The sequence below is a fragment of the Citrobacter sp. On2M genome (assembly GCF_018035235.1).
In the GTDB taxonomy this organism is placed as follows: Bacteria; Pseudomonadota; Gammaproteobacteria; order Enterobacterales; family Enterobacteriaceae; genus Citrobacter; species Citrobacter meridianamericanus.
The window spans coordinates 519113-533243 of sequence record NZ_WPCV01000002.1; the positions used below are offsets into that span (position 1 = coordinate 519113).

At 53.8% G+C, this 14131-nt stretch carries 11 protein-coding genes; 6 read left to right on the plus strand and 5 right to left on the minus strand.

The features are described 5' to 3' along the window. The first annotated feature begins 9 nt into the window (after window positions 1–9). Both acnB and yacL read left to right on the plus strand, forming a co-directional pair. Complete coding sequence (gene acnB, locus On2M_RS04655; RefSeq protein ID WP_151216756.1) at window positions 10–2607, plus strand: bifunctional aconitate hydratase 2/2-methylisocitrate dehydratase; 2598 nt, start codon at window positions 10–12, stop codon at window positions 2605–2607. Between the two features lie 174 nt (window positions 2608–2781). Continuing rightward, window positions 2782–3144, plus strand: coding sequence for a protein YacL (gene yacL, locus On2M_RS04660; protein ID WP_151216757.1), 363 nt, complete (start codon window positions 2782–2784; stop codon window positions 3142–3144). A gap of 33 nt (window positions 3145–3177) precedes the next feature. Here yacL and On2M_RS04665 read toward each other — a convergent pair whose 3' ends face one another. After that, window positions 3178–3525, minus strand: a complete 348-nt coding sequence (locus On2M_RS04665; protein WP_003018667.1) for a YacC family pilotin-like protein — start codon at window positions 3523–3525, stop codon at window positions 3178–3180. A gap of 153 nt (window positions 3526–3678) precedes the next feature. Here On2M_RS04665 and cueO point away from each other — a divergent pair, with 153 nt between their 5' ends. Further along, a complete protein-coding gene (gene cueO, locus On2M_RS04670; protein ID WP_210904436.1) occupies window positions 3679–5298 on the plus strand; it encodes a multicopper oxidase CueO in 1620 nt (539 codons plus the stop codon). Window positions 5299–5384: 86 nt separating this feature from the next. Here cueO and On2M_RS04675 read toward each other — a convergent pair whose 3' ends face one another. Then, window positions 5385–7775: a glucose/quinate/shikimate family membrane-bound PQQ-dependent dehydrogenase gene (locus tag On2M_RS04675; RefSeq protein ID WP_210904437.1), complete on the minus strand. Its 2391-nt coding sequence runs from the start codon at window positions 7773–7775 to the stop codon at window positions 5385–5387. A gap of 203 nt (window positions 7776–7978) precedes the next feature. On the opposite strand from On2M_RS04675, the gene hpt reads away from it, so the two are divergent. Continuing rightward, window positions 7979–8515: a hypoxanthine phosphoribosyltransferase gene (gene hpt / locus On2M_RS04680; RefSeq protein WP_042312274.1), complete on the plus strand. Its 537-nt coding sequence runs from the start codon at window positions 7979–7981 to the stop codon at window positions 8513–8515. A gap of 68 nt (window positions 8516–8583) precedes the next feature. Here the strand turns inward: hpt and can are convergent, their stop codons facing one another. Continuing rightward, a complete protein-coding gene (can, locus tag On2M_RS04685; protein ID WP_151216759.1) occupies window positions 8584–9273 on the minus strand; it encodes a carbonate dehydratase in 690 nt (229 codons plus the stop codon). Between the two features lie 108 nt (window positions 9274–9381). Between can and On2M_RS04690 the strand changes: the two genes are divergently transcribed. Together On2M_RS04690 and On2M_RS04695 are read left to right on the plus strand one after the other, a co-directional pair. Continuing rightward, window positions 9382–10308, plus strand: a complete 927-nt coding sequence (locus On2M_RS04690) for an ABC transporter ATP-binding protein (protein WP_151216760.1) — start codon at window positions 9382–9384, stop codon at window positions 10306–10308. Beyond that, a complete protein-coding gene (locus tag On2M_RS04695) occupies window positions 10305–11075 on the plus strand; it encodes an ABC transporter permease (protein WP_042312267.1) in 771 nt (256 codons plus the stop codon). Before On2M_RS04690 ends, On2M_RS04695 begins: the two co-directional genes overlap by 4 nt. Window positions 11076–11122: 47 nt before the next feature. On the opposite strand, the gene On2M_RS04700 is transcribed toward On2M_RS04695, so the two are convergent. Together On2M_RS04700 and On2M_RS04705 are read right to left on the minus strand one after the other, a co-directional pair. Continuing rightward, window positions 11123–11683 (minus strand): hypothetical protein, encoded by a 561-nt coding sequence (locus tag On2M_RS04700; protein ID WP_255588896.1) that lies wholly within the window; start codon window positions 11681–11683, stop codon window positions 11123–11125. After that, complete coding sequence (locus tag On2M_RS04705) at window positions 11680–14115, minus strand: fimbrial biogenesis usher protein (protein WP_210904438.1); 2436 nt, start codon at window positions 14113–14115, stop codon at window positions 11680–11682. Before On2M_RS04705 ends, On2M_RS04700 begins: the two co-directional genes overlap by 4 nt. Window positions 14116–14131: the final 16 nt, after the last annotated feature.

The window sequence follows — 14131 nt, forward strand, 5'->3', positions numbered from 1 at the left end:
GATATCGTCGTGCTAGAAGAATACCGTAAGCACGTAGCTGAGCGTGCTGCCCAGGGGATTGTGCCAAAACCTTTAGACGCAACCCAAATGGCCGCACTTGTCGAGCTGCTGAAGACCCCGCCTGTGGGCGAAGAAGAATTCCTGTTAGACCTGTTGATCAACCGTGTTCCTCCTGGCGTAGATGAAGCCGCTTATGTTAAAGCCGGTTTTCTCGCTGCCGTCGCGAAAGGCGACACCACCTCCCCGCTGGTAACACCAGAAAAAGCCATTGAACTGCTGGGCACCATGCAGGGTGGTTACAACATTCATCCGCTGATCGACGCGCTGGACGATGCCAAACTGGCGCCGATTGCCGCCAAAGCGCTCTCTTCAACGCTGCTGATGTTCGATAACTTCTACGATGTGGAAGAAAAAGCCAAAGCGGGCAACGAATATGCGAAGCAGGTAATGCAGTCCTGGGCTGATGCCGAATGGTTCCTGAACCGTCCTGCTCTGGCTGAAAAAATAACCGTTACCGTCTTTAAAGTGACCGGTGAAACCAACACCGATGACCTCTCTCCGGCACCGGACGCATGGTCTCGCCCGGATATCCCGCTGCACGCGCTGGCGATGCTGAAAAACGCCCGTGAAGGCATTAACCCGGATCAGCCGGGCGTGGTAGGCCCGATCAAACAGATCGAAGAATTGCAGAAGAAAGGCTACCCGCTGGCTTATGTGGGTGACGTTGTCGGTACCGGCTCTTCGCGTAAATCCGCGACCAACTCCGTGCTGTGGTTCATGGGCGATGATATCCCGCATGTGCCGAACAAGCGCGGTGGCGGTCTGTGCCTCGGCGGCAAAATTGCGCCGATCTTCTTCAACACCATGGAAGATGCGGGTGCGCTGCCAATTGAAGTCGACGTTTCAAACATGAACATGGGGGACGTGATTGACGTTTACCCGTTCAAAGGCGAGGTGCGTAACCACGAAACCGGCGAACTGCTGGCCAGCTTTGAGCTGAAAACCGACGTGCTGATCGACGAAGTGCGTGCCGGTGGCCGTATTCCGCTGATCATCGGTCGTGGCCTGACCACCAAAGCGCGCGAAGCGCTGGGTCTGCCGCACTCAGACGTCTTCCGTCAGGCGAAAGACGTGGCGGAAAGCAGCCGCGGCTTCTCGTTGGCACAGAAAATGGTTGGCCGCGCCTGCGGCGTGAAAGGTATTCGTCCGGGCGCGTACTGCGAACCGAAGATGACCTCCGTGGGTTCTCAGGATACTACCGGCCCGATGACCCGTGATGAACTGAAAGACCTGGCGTGCCTGGGCTTCTCAGCTGATCTGGTGATGCAGTCCTTCTGTCATACCGCCGCGTATCCGAAGCCGGTTGACGTAACCACGCACCACACGCTGCCAGATTTCATCATGAACCGTGGCGGGGTGTCGTTGCGTCCTGGCGATGGCGTCATCCACTCCTGGCTGAACCGCATGCTGCTGCCGGATACTGTCGGCACCGGCGGTGACTCCCATACCCGTTTCCCGATTGGCATCTCCTTCCCGGCAGGTTCGGGTCTGGTCGCGTTTGCCGCGGCGACCGGCGTGATGCCGCTGGATATGCCGGAATCCGTTCTGGTTCGTTTTAAAGGTAAAATGCAGCCGGGCATCACCCTGCGCGATCTGGTACACGCCATTCCGCTGTATGCGATCAAACAGGGGCTGCTGACCGTTGAGAAGAAAGGCAAGAAAAACATCTTCTCTGGCCGCATCCTGGAAATCGAAGGTCTGCCGGATCTGAAAGTGGAGCAGGCGTTCGAACTGACCGATGCCTCCGCTGAACGTTCCGCTGCCGGTTGTACCATCAAGTTGAACAAAGAGCCGATCGTTGAGTATCTGAACTCTAACATCGTACTGCTGAAGTGGATGATCGCAGAAGGTTACGGCGATCGCCGTACGCTGGAACGTCGTGTGCAGGGGATGGAAAAATGGCTGGCGGATCCGCAGTTGCTGGAAGCCGATGCTGACGCAGAATACGCGGCGGTGATCGACATCGATTTGGCGGATATTAAAGAGCCAATCCTGTGTGCGCCGAACGATCCGGACGATGCGCGTCTGCTGTCTGACGTGCAGGGCGAGAAGATTGACGAAGTGTTCATCGGTTCCTGTATGACCAACATCGGCCACTTCCGTGCGGCCGGTAAGCTGCTGGATGCGCACAAAGGCCAGCTGCCGACGCGTCTGTGGGTGGCGCCGCCAACCCGTATGGACGCCGCGCAGCTGACCGAAGAAGGTTACTACAGCGTCTTTGGCAAGAGCGGGGCGCGTATTGAGATCCCGGGTTGTTCACTGTGCATGGGTAACCAGGCGCGCGTGGCGGACAACTCAACCGTGGTGTCGACCTCTACCCGTAACTTCCCGAACCGTTTAGGGACCGGGGCGAACGTCTACCTGGCTTCTGCGGAGCTGGCGGCGGTCGCGGCACTGATCGGCAAACTGCCGACGCCGGACGAGTATCAAACCTATGTGGCGCAGGTGGATAAAACCGCTGTCGACACCTACCGTTATCTGAACTTCGACCAGCTGTCTCAGTACACTGAGAAAGCCGACGGCGTGATTTTCCAGACCGCGGTGTAATGCGCTAACGCGTTTTGTGTAAAAACGCATCAATGCCCGGAGAAGTCGGCTTCTCCGGGCATTTTTATTTCTATTCCTTATACCCGCTACGCTTTTTTTCTGCGGCGCTGCTGCGATAATTACAGCAAGGCGCAATGCGGTATTGGCGCATTGCCGGGAGCAGAGGAAGACATTATGGATTACGAATTTCTGCGCGATATTACCGGAGTGGTAAAAGTGCGTATGTCCATGGGCCACGAAGTGGTGGGGCACTGGTTTAACGAAGAAGTGAAAGAAAACCTGGCCTTACTTGATGAAGTGGAACAGGCGGCGCGTGCGGTGAAGGGCAGTGAGCGCTCCTGGCAGCGGGCAGGACATGAATACACGCTCTGGCTGGATGGCGAAGAGGTGATGGTACGCGCCAATCAACTGGAGTTCTCCGGAGATGAAATAGAAGAGGGGATGAGCTATTACGACGAAGAGAGCTTTTCACTTTGCGGCGTAGAGGATTTTCTTCAGGTAGTGGCGGCATACCGCGAATTTGTGCAACAGCGTTAATTTATGCGGAGCCTGTAGGCTCCGCATAACTATCTATTTAACGTAAGCCAACAGGCTCAGGGAGTCACGCGCGAGCGCTTTGCATTTCTTTGCCGTAGGAATGCCGATACCGCTGAGATCGCGATAGCTGTCTTCACCCAGCGCTTTCATATTGAAGGTGTCGTAATTACTTAGGTCCCACTGGTTTTGCTGGGCAAAAAAGACCAGTGCGCGACGAATCTGCCCATTAGGTAAATTCTGGTATCCACAGTCATTTTTCAGAAAAACAAAAACTGCCGTTAAATCGGCCATATCTTCGGCTTCGGACTCACTCAGCGCATAGCTGTTTGCGCATACGGCCATCAGGCTGCCGAACAAAACTGTTCTGAAAAACGTCTTCATTGCTTCTACCACTGCATCACGGAATTTAAACGTTAGCACACTGCGAGCGAAGCGACGACCTTTATTATTTGCCATTCACTTGACCTTCCCGTAAGGGGAAGGCTTATGCTTAAAAGATAGCCTGCTTAAGCTGCTGAATATAAGGAAGTGAGAATGCAACGTCGTGACTTTTTAAAGTACTCCGTGGCGCTGGGCGTCGCGTCAGCGTTACCTTTATGGAGCCGGAGCGTATTTGCCGCCGACCGTCCCGCCTTACCCATTCCTGATCTGTTAACCGCCGATGCTTCGAATCGCATCCAGCTGATCGTGCAAACCGGGCAGTCAAACTTTGCCGGTAAAACGGCCACGACCTGGGGATATAACGGCAATCTGCTCGGACCGGCGGTCAAGCTGAATAAAGGGCAATCGGTGACCGTCGACATTCATAACCAGCTTACCGAAGAGACAACGCTACACTGGCACGGACTGGAAATCCCCGGTGAAGTCGATGGCGGGCCGCAAGGCATTATTCCTGCAGGCGGGAAACGCTCCGTGACCTTTACGCCGGATCAACGGGCAGCAACCTGTTGGATCCACCCACATCAGCATGGCAAGACTGGTCGTCAGGTGGCGATGGGGCTGGCCGGGCTGGTGCTGATTGAAGATGAAGAGATTCGCAAGCTGCTGCTGCCTAAGCAGTGGGGCATTGATGATGTGCCGGTAATCATGCAGGACAAGCAGTTTTCCGCGGATGGACAGATTAACTATCAACTGGACATCATGACCGCTGCCGTCGGCTGGTTTGGCGATACGCTGCTGACCAACGGGGCGATTTTTCCTCAGCATGCGGCGCCGCGCGGCTGGCTGCGCCTGCGTCTGCTTAATGGGTGTAATGCCCGCTCACTGAATATCGCGGCCAGCGATAATCGCCCGCTGTATGTCATTGCCAGCGATGGCGGTTTGTTGGCGGAGCCGGTAAAAGTGACCGAGCTTCCTATGCTGATGGGCGAACGCTTCGAAGTGCTGGTGGATGTGAGCGACGGTAAAGCTTTTGATCTGGTCACATTGCCTGTCAGTCAGATGGGCATGGCGGTGGCGCCGTTTGATAAACCGCACCCGGTCATGCGCGTTCAGCCGCTGCTGATTACCGCCTCCGGCACGTTACCGGATATGCTGACATCTATGCCAGTGCTGCCGTCGCTTGATGGGCTGACGGTACGCAAACTGCAGTTGTCTATGGATCCGATGCTCGACATGATGGGCATGCAAATGCTGATGAAGAAATACGGCGGGCAGGCCATGGCAGGGATGGATCATGGGAAGATGATGGGCCATATGAATAACGACAATATGGGTCACGGGAACATGGATCATGGCAATATGAACCACGGTGAGATGGGGAATATGCAGCATGGCGGCATGGGCAACATGAAGCAGGAGGGTACATTCGATTTCCATAATGCTAACCGGATTAACGGGTTGGCGTTTGATATGAATAAACCGATGTTCGCCGCGGCGAAAGGTCAGCACGAACGCTGGGTGATTTCTGGCCAGGGCGACATGATGCTGCATCCGTTCCACATTCACGGCACGCAGTTCCGCATTCTGTCTGAAAATGGCAAAGCGCCTGCTGCCCACCGTACAGGATGGAAAGACACGGTGCGGGTAGAGGGCGGCGTCAGCGAGGTGCTGGTGAAGTTTGACCACGACGCGCCAAAAGAGCATGCCTATATGGCGCACTGTCATCTGTTAGAGCATGAAGATACCGGCATGATGCTCGGATTCACGGTATAAAAAAAGCCGGGGGGCGGCTTCGCCTTGCCCGGCCGACATGTCGCATCCGTAGGCCCGGTAAGCATTAGCGCCACCGGGCTTTTCAGTTATTTAGCGTCGTCCGGCAACGCGTACGCCACGATATAATCGCCCATCTTCGTCCCAAATGAGCCGTGGCCTCCGGCGGATATAACCACATACTGCTTACCGTTAACTTCATACGTCATCGGTGTTGCCTGGCCACCGGCCGGTAAGCGCCCCTGCCACAGTTTTTCACCGTTGCTCATGTTGTATGCGCGCAGATAGTTATCGGCAGTTGCGGCAATAAACAGCACGTTGCCCGCAGTGGAGATTGGTCCACCCAGCATCGGCATCCCCATATTGAATGGCACCGGAACCGGCATCGGGAACGGCATGCTGTCCTGCGGTGTACCAATACGTTTTTTCCACACTACCTTATTGGATTTCAGATCGAGCGCGGAGATATATCCCCAGGCCGGTTGCTTGCACGGTAGTCCAAATGGCGAAAGGAACGGGTTCAGCGTGACGCCAAACGGCACACCGTACTGCGGCTGAATACCGGATTCCGTACCGCTGCCTTTGGCATCTTTCGGCGGCTCCATTGGGTTGCCGGGACCGCGTGGGATCAGCTTCGAAACGAACGGCAGCGCCATCGGGTTAGCAATAGCGACCTGACGGTTAGGATCAACGGAGATACCGCCCCATTCGAACATACCGAGGTTACCAGGGAAGACCAACGTGCCTTGTTCAGATGGCGGGGTGAATATCCCCTCATAACGCAGTTGGTGGAACATCACGCGGCACACCAGCTGGTCAAACATGGTTGCGCCCCACATGTCGGCCCCGCTGAGATCTTTCTTCGGACGGAAGCTGAGATCGGAGAACGGCTGGGTTGGGCTGACATAATCCCCTTTAGCTGCGCCTTGCGGCACCGGTTTTTCCGGGGCAGGTACCACCAGCTCGCCATTACGGCGGTCGAGGACGAAGATATTACCGGTTTTCGCCGGAGCATAAATGACCGGAACTTTCTCTCCTTTAACGGTGATATCTGCAAGGGTCGGCTGCGCCGGTAAATCCATATCCCACAGATCGTGGTGAACGGTCTGATAACTCCAGGCAAGCTTACCGGTGCTGGCATTCAATGCCAGAATCGAACTCGCGTAGCGTTCCTGTTCCGGCGTGCGGTTACCGCCCCAGATATCCGGGGTGGTGACGCCCATCGGTAGATACACCAGGTCCAGCTTCGCGTCATAGGCCGCAGGCGCCCAGGAGTTCGGAGAATTAAAGGTGTAGTGCCCGCCCGGCTGCGGGATCGCGTTTGGATCTTTCGCACCTGGGTCAAAGGCCCACAACAGTTTACCGCTGTTAACGTCAAAGCCGCGAATTACGCCTGACGGCTCGCGGGTAGAGAAGTTATCAGTCACCGCTCCGGCAATTACTATCACTTTATCGGTGATAATCGGCGGAGATGTCGGCTCGTACATACCTGGCGTGGTTACCGGCATATCGGTTTGCAGGTTCAGAATACCTTTGTTCGCAAAGGATTCGCACAGCTTACCGGTGTCAGCGTTGAGAGCAAAAATGCGCCCATCGTTGACCGGCAGAATAATGCGACGCGGACAGTCGGCCACCATGTCAGACGAAGCATTCGCCGCCGTTGCTTCATGATAAGACACCCCACGACAGGTGACGTGCTGGAAGCTGGTGTTGGTATTGAGCTGTGGATCGAAATGCCACTTCTCCTTCCCGCTGGCCGCATCGAGGGCAAACAGCCGCTGGTGGGCGGTACACAGATAAAGACTGTCGCCCACTTTTATGGGGGTAACTTCATTGGTGATTTCACCAGGATCGTTCGGTTGTTTTAAATCACCGGTACGAAATACCCACGCTTCTTTCAACTGATGAACGTTGTCAGCGTTAATTTGTTTTAACGGAGAATAGCGTTGGCCTTCCTGATTACGACCATAAGCAGGCCAGTCCCCATCGGCAACCGGCGAGATTGCGTCGGCCTCGGTGGCATCAGCACTCAGCGTGCCGTGAACCTCTTGCGGATCGTTAAAGCCAGCCCAGGTCAGGATGCCGCCGCTTATCAGCAGGGCCACAACCAGCGCGGCTACCGCACCGCTGGATGGGATTATCAGACGATGCCAGACGAAAGGTAAAATAAGCCAGATACCAAAGAAAACCAGGATGTCGCTTCGCGGCGTCAGTGCCCAGAAATCAAAGCCGACTTCCCAAACACCCCAAATCATGGTGGCGAGAAGTAGGACAGCATACAGCCAGAGAGCAGAACGTTTACTTCGCCACAGCAGGAAAGCCACACCGAGCATGACAAGGCCCGCGATCGGGTAGTACCAGGAGCCTCCGATAGCGACCAGCCAGCCTCCGCCAATCAGGAGATAGAGTCCACAAAGTGCCGCGAACAGGGCGCTCAGGGTCACGATAAGCCGTTGAGAACGTACGTTGTTATTTGCCATAAAAAATACCATCACGCGTGTTATTTATTTATTCGCAGTTAATTATAGGAGCTAAAACGCGTGATACTCGTCACGTTATGAACTTTATCAACAGATGCCGCGTGTGAATGCTTTTACTGGTATACTGCGTACCTTGCGCTTAGATGCTCGCTTATTACAAGTAAGCATTGAGTGATTTGTTTTTAAATCATATGGTTAGAGATATGAAACATACTGTTGAAGTCATGATCCCGGAAGCGGAGATCAAAGCGCGTATTGCTGAACTGGGACGTCAAATTAACGAACGTTATAAGGACAGCGGCAGCGATATGGTGCTGGTTGGTCTGTTACGCGGCTCATTTATGTTTATGGCCGACCTGTGCCGTGAAGTGCATGTCTCCCACGAAGTCGATTTCATGACTGCATCCAGCTACGGCAGCGGAATGTCTACCACGCGTGATGTTAAAATCCTGAAAGACCTGGATGAAGATATTCGTGGCAAGGACGTGCTGATTGTCGAAGACATTATTGACTCCGGCAATACGTTGTCTAAAGTGCGTGAGATTCTGAGCCTGCGCGAGCCGAAATCCCTGGCCATCTGTACGTTGCTGGACAAACCTTCCCGTCGTGAAGTGGATGTTCCGGTTGAGTTTATCGGATTCTCTATTCCAGATGAGTTTGTTGTTGGCTACGGCATTGACTACGCCCAGCGTTATCGCCATCTGCCGTATGTTGGCAAAGTGGTGCTGTTGGATGAGTAATATTGGGAGCGCCTGCTGGCGCTTCGCTTATTCGGCCTGCACGTTACTTCCGCAGGCCGAAAAGTCGCTTACGCGTCGCTGCCGTTTGTTGGCATCTGCTTGTGATTGGTATGTTTCTGGCTGAGGTTAGACAACCCCTGGCGATAGCGCTGCTCCAGCGTTTCGCGACTGGTGGCGGTGACGTCAAGATCGCGCAGCAGGCCATCATGAATACCGTAAGCCCAGCCGTGAATTGTGACTTTCTGACCGCGCTTCCAGGCTGAACGCATAATGGTTGAGTGGCCGAGGTTGTAGACCTGCTCCATGACATTCAGTTCGCAAAGGGTATCAATGCGGCGTTCCTGTGGCATTTCGCCCAGTAGTGAGCTGTGTTTAAACCAGATATCGCGAATATGCAGTAACCAGTTATCAATCAGTCCCTGTTCTTTATTTTCAATAGCCGCCTGGACGCCGCCGCAACCATAGTGACCACAAATAATAATATGTTCCACTTCCAGCACATCCACCGCATACTGCACTACTGAGAGGCAGTTCAGGTCGGTGTGAATAACCAGATTGGCAACATTACGGTGGACAAATAATTCGCCCGGCTCAAGACCGGTTAATCGTTCAGCGGGTACGCGGCTATCGGAACATCCAATCCATAGAAAACGCGGATTCTGCGCATGTGTCAGCGTTTCAAAAAATCCGGGATCCTCTTCTACCAGCATCTTTGACCATAGTGCATTGTTGCTGATGAGTGTATCTATGTCTTTCATGGAGTTGTACGACCCGAAGCCAGATAAATTCGATGGGCTAATATAGGTTAACTCCAACATTATTTAAACTATATATAAAATGTCAGAACGTAAGGTAAGTAAAAAACCATGACCATTGCTCTGGAACTTCAACAACTTAAGAAAACCTATCCCGGTGGTGTTCAGGCGCTACGCGGCATAGATTTGCAAGTCGAAGCGGGCGATTTCTATGCGCTCCTGGGACCTAACGGCGCAGGGAAGTCCACCACCATCGGGATAATCAGCTCGCTGGTGAATAAAACCTCCGGACGGGTTAGCGTTTTCGGCTACGATCTCGATAAAGATACGGTTAACGCCAAACGCCAGCTTGGGCTGGTCCCGCAGGAGTTTAACTTTAACCCGTTTGAAACCGTGCAGCAGATCGTGGTTAACCAGGCCGGTTACTACGGCGTTGAGCATAAAGAGGCGGTCAAACGCAGCGAATTATATTTAAAGCAGCTCGATTTATGGGAAAAACGCAACGAGCGCGCGCGCATGCTTTCCGGTGGGATGAAGCGCCGTCTGATGATTGCCCGGGCACTCATGCACGAGCCCAAATTACTCATCCTTGATGAACCGACGGCGGGCGTGGATATTGAGCTGCGCCGTTCAATGTGGGGCTTTTTAAAAGATTTAAACGACAAAGGCACCACGATTATTCTGACCACCCACTATCTCGAAGAAGCTGAAATGCTGTGTCGCAATATCGGCATTATTCAGCATGGTGAGCTGGTGGAAAACACCTCAATGAAGAGCCTGCTCTCTAAACTGAAATCCGAGACCTTTATTCTCGATCTGGCGCCGAAAAGCCCGTTGCCAAAACTGGAAGGCTATCAGTATCGTCTGGTGGATACTTCCACGCTGGAAGTGGAAGTTCTGCGCGAGCAGGGCATTAACAGCGTCTTCTCCCAACTGAGCGCTCAGGGGATTCAGGTATTGAGTATGCGGAACAAAGCAAACCGACTGGAAGAACTGTTTGTTTCTCTGGTGCATGAAAAACAAGGAGATGGCGCATGATGCAGCTTTATTGGGTTGCGCTGAAAAGCATTTGGGCGAAAGAAATTCACCGCTTTATGCGTATCTGGGTCCAGACTCTGGTTCCCCCCGTCATCACCATGACGCTCTATTTTATTATCTTTGGTAACCTGATCGGCTCGCGTATTGGCGAAATGCACGGTTTTAGCTATATGCAGTTTATCGTGCCGGGTCTGATTATGATGGCAGTGATCACCAACTCATACGCTAACGTGGCATCGTCATTCTTCAGCGCCAAGTTTCAACGCAATATTGAAGAGTTGCTGGTCGCCCCGGTGCCAACACACGTGATCATCGCCGGTTTTGTCGGCGGTGGCGTGGCGCGTGGCCTGTGCGTCGGGATCCTGGTCACGGCGATTTCACTGTTCTTCGTGCCGTTCCAGGTGCATTCCTGGGTCTTTGTGGCGCTCACGCTGGTGTTAACGGCAGTGCTGTTTTCGCTGGCCGGTTTGTTGAACGCGGTTTTCGCCAAAACCTTTGACGATATCAGCCTGATCCCAACTTTCGTGCTGACCCCTCTGACCTATCTGGGTGGTGTGTTCTATTCGTTAACACTGCTGCCGCCGTTCTGGCAGGGGCTTTCGCATCTGAATCCGATCGTCTACATGATTAGCGGCTTCCGCTACGGCTTCCTGGGGATTCATGATGTTCCCCTGGTCACCACATTTGGCGTGCTGGTGGTGTTTATCGCTGTGTTTTATTTGCTGTGCTGGTACCTGATTCAGCGCGGTCGAGGATTGCGCAGCTAACGTTGCGTTGTGCCGGATGGCGTTTTGAGCGGCGCATCCGGCCAGCATTATCGTGTGAGCAACTCCCAGCGTAAGTCCGCCTCCAGACTGGTGACATCGGTGGTATGCGAAAACTGGTTATCGTTGAGTACTGGGGTTAGCGTCAGGGTAAATGACATCTGCTTTCCCGATACCTGCGCATGGTTTTCTACCGCCACAATACCGTCATTGTTATGTATTAACAGCGTCTCGCCGGCATTTTCTTCGGCGGTCAGATTCTGGCGGTCGCTGGTTTTTGCCACCGAATAGTGGCGCCCATCAACGACCAGTTGGCTCACCCGTACCGCGAGCCCGCCACCGTTACCAAATAAAAAACGCCCTTGCGGGCCAGCGCTTCCCTGTACAAACACACCCATTACGGTGTCTTGCGGGCAGTAAGCGTTCACACTGATCTCTTTCGTTGGCATTTGATGCCACTGCTGGCGTGTGTTGACACTATCTTCCCGTCGGAACGTGTTAAACCCCACGGTCGGTTGAGATAAAGTCAGTTGACACTCACTCTGCGCCATTGCAGAGGGGGAAGAGAGCACCAAAGCGGCAACGACCCCATAAATCCCATTTATCTTCACTGGCAGGTTCCCTCCACGGTTTCATAAAACGCCTCTTTATCCTGCTCGTCGCTGAGCGTGTAATGTATGCGACAAATCCGCTGCATATTGTCATCCACGGCATAAAGTGCAGGGTTGCCTTCCACGTCGCTGATAAAGACGCGACCGCTGTCTACCACACTGACCTGATAATTATCGTGCTCATCAACGATACTCATTCCTTTCGGTAACCATTGCCCGTCCGCACCTTTTACCGTCAGCATGACCCGACGTGTATTCAGTACGTTAAAATCCACTTTGCTTACCGAGCCGTGGGCGGCAACCACGCTCTTGATCCCGTTCGCCAGATCCATATTTTGCGGCAAGCTGTTGGCATTAATTTCAATACGTGATTTTCGCCACTCCGACACGCCCGGGATCACCGCTTGCCCCCAGACGTCAGTCCACACGGAGCCCTGCGGCGTGGAAATTTCGACACCGCTTTGTGATTCGCTTAACCGCGCGATGCCAAAGGTATTTTTGATGGCGTAAGGCGAGAAGGTGAGGCCATGATCGTGAATTGCCACTCCACCCGACAGTGTTCCGTTGTAAGTGCGCTGCCGATCGCTGTCGGCAGTAGCCGCGAGGCTCAGCTGCGTGTAATGCAGGTTGGTGCTGAGGCCTCCGCTTAGCGAATTGACGTCGCGTTCGGCGCTTTCACGCTCTACCGCCAGATAATAGTTGGTATTTCTGCCAATAATGCCGCTATTTTGTACGCCATAGGCGGTTCGGTCGCCCTGATCGCGCATATAAGCGCTGATATTCTGATTTGCGCCAAGCGGTATACTGAGATTGACATACACCATGTCATCATCGTTGTAGCGGCTACCGTTATCGTCACTGATATGACTGTTTAACGCATGCTGCCAGTTGACGCTCACGGACTCATACTGGAACGATTTACTCCATGAGGCGATCATATAGCGAGAGTCTTCCGTGTCGCTGTCGCTTGCCTGTTCATAGTTGTAACCCAGCGAAAAGGTGCCCACCAGCGGCGCACTCCAGCTCAGGTTGCCGCCCCAGCTATTTTTGCTGCGCTCAAACTCATCATCCAGCGCTTCGGTTAATTCGCGATAGCCGTTCGAATAATGCGCCGCATTGAGGGATAACGCGAAGTTACTGGTGAGGTACAGATTACTTTGTAACTCCGTTTTCATGCCGTTTTGCGCACTGCCAAAGGATTCGCGGCTGCCGAGCAAACTCGACGAGAGCGTCCAGCTATCGTTCACCGCCCAATCAAGCATCGTTCCGGCTGCCTGATAATCCTGTGCTGCCACGCCGGACGCCTGCAAAGAAAGCTGCGGATGTAACAGCCAGCCATCAGAGACGTTATAAACCCACGGGTTGCTATAGTCGCCTTCCACCTCGCGGACTTTACCCAATGACATCGTTAATCCTGTCGGGCGCGACAGGCCATTACGGCGGAAAGAGGCGGCCGGGATCATAAAACGGGTCACCGAGTTATCGGTTTCCACTACGCTGACGTCCAGGTTGGCATTGTGCCGCACGATCGGCACATTCTCGAGCGTAAACGGCCCGGCCTGAACCACGGAGGAGTAAATAAGCTGCCCGGACTGACGCACTTCCACGCGAGCCTGCTGGGTGCGGGCAATGCCGGAAACGCTCACCCCGGAGAAATTTGAGATAAGTCCTTGCTCTGGTTGAATCTGCACGCCGCTTATCGGCGCACCGCTAAACAGTGCCGACTGCACGTTGATCTGGCCAACCTGAGCGCGTATTTTCTGCTGCATAAACACGTGCTCAGCAAAGGTATAGAGGCTGTCGGCATTGCGTTCACCGTTATCATCGGTGACGATATAACGGCTGCGCAGAGTCCAGTCAGCGATATTCATTCCCGCTTCCAGATCTGCCTGTGAATAATCGTTGCTGGCGGTGTCAAACTCGTTGTGTGAGTTGAATACCGTATAGTTCAGCAGCCCCGCCGTGCCGCCAGTGGCGTAGTTTTCCTGTGTGTAAAAGTCGTTATCCAGCGCCACGGTGGGCACAAACAGTTCTACGGTTTCATCGTTGGGGCGGTAATTGAGGGTGGCGTCAGGATAATCGCTGTGAATTTCGTGGCACGTTTCGCTGGCGGAGATGGACAACGTGCGCAGCCCCGCCGCGTCGGTAAAATCATTATCTACGCAAAGTTGCCCTTTATCACCAAAGCGCAGGGCAAGCGTGCCTTTTTCCGTGCCATTCACTTTGAGTGAAACCGCGTGCCGCCCTGGCAGAAAACGGGCTTCGTTGGCAAAGTATTGTGCCACGCTGGTACTGATCCCCCGCGCTTTGAGAATGTCGGTACTGAATGTCACTTCTCTGGCATCGGCTGCCGTGAGCGGGAATAAACAGATCGTCAGTGAACAGCAGAGCGCATGGCGAATACTGCAAGTCAGTGGCTTGAGCTTATTCACTCATCTATCCTTCTGA

Coding starts and splice junctions, on each gene's coding strand:
- yacL (WP_151216757.1), top strand. CDS start 2,782: ATGGATTACGAATTTCTGCGCGATATTACCGGAGTGGTAAAAGTGCGT.
- On2M_RS04665 (WP_003018667.1), bottom strand. CDS start 3,525: ATGAAGACGTTTTTCAGAACAGTTTTGTTCGGCAGCCTGATGGCCGTA.
- cueO (WP_210904436.1), top strand. CDS start 3,679: ATGCAACGTCGTGACTTTTTAAAGTACTCCGTGGCGCTGGGCGTCGCG.
- On2M_RS04675 (WP_210904437.1), bottom strand. CDS start 7,775: ATGGCAAATAACAACGTACGTTCTCAACGGCTTATCGTGACCCTGAGC.
- hpt (WP_042312274.1), top strand. CDS start 7,979: ATGAAACATACTGTTGAAGTCATGATCCCGGAAGCGGAGATCAAAGCG.
- can (WP_151216759.1), bottom strand. CDS start 9,273: ATGAAAGACATAGATACACTCATCAGCAACAATGCACTATGGTCAAAG.
- On2M_RS04690 (WP_151216760.1), top strand. CDS start 9,382: ATGACCATTGCTCTGGAACTTCAACAACTTAAGAAAACCTATCCCGGT.
- On2M_RS04695 (WP_042312267.1), top strand. CDS start 10,305: ATGATGCAGCTTTATTGGGTTGCGCTGAAAAGCATTTGGGCGAAAGAA.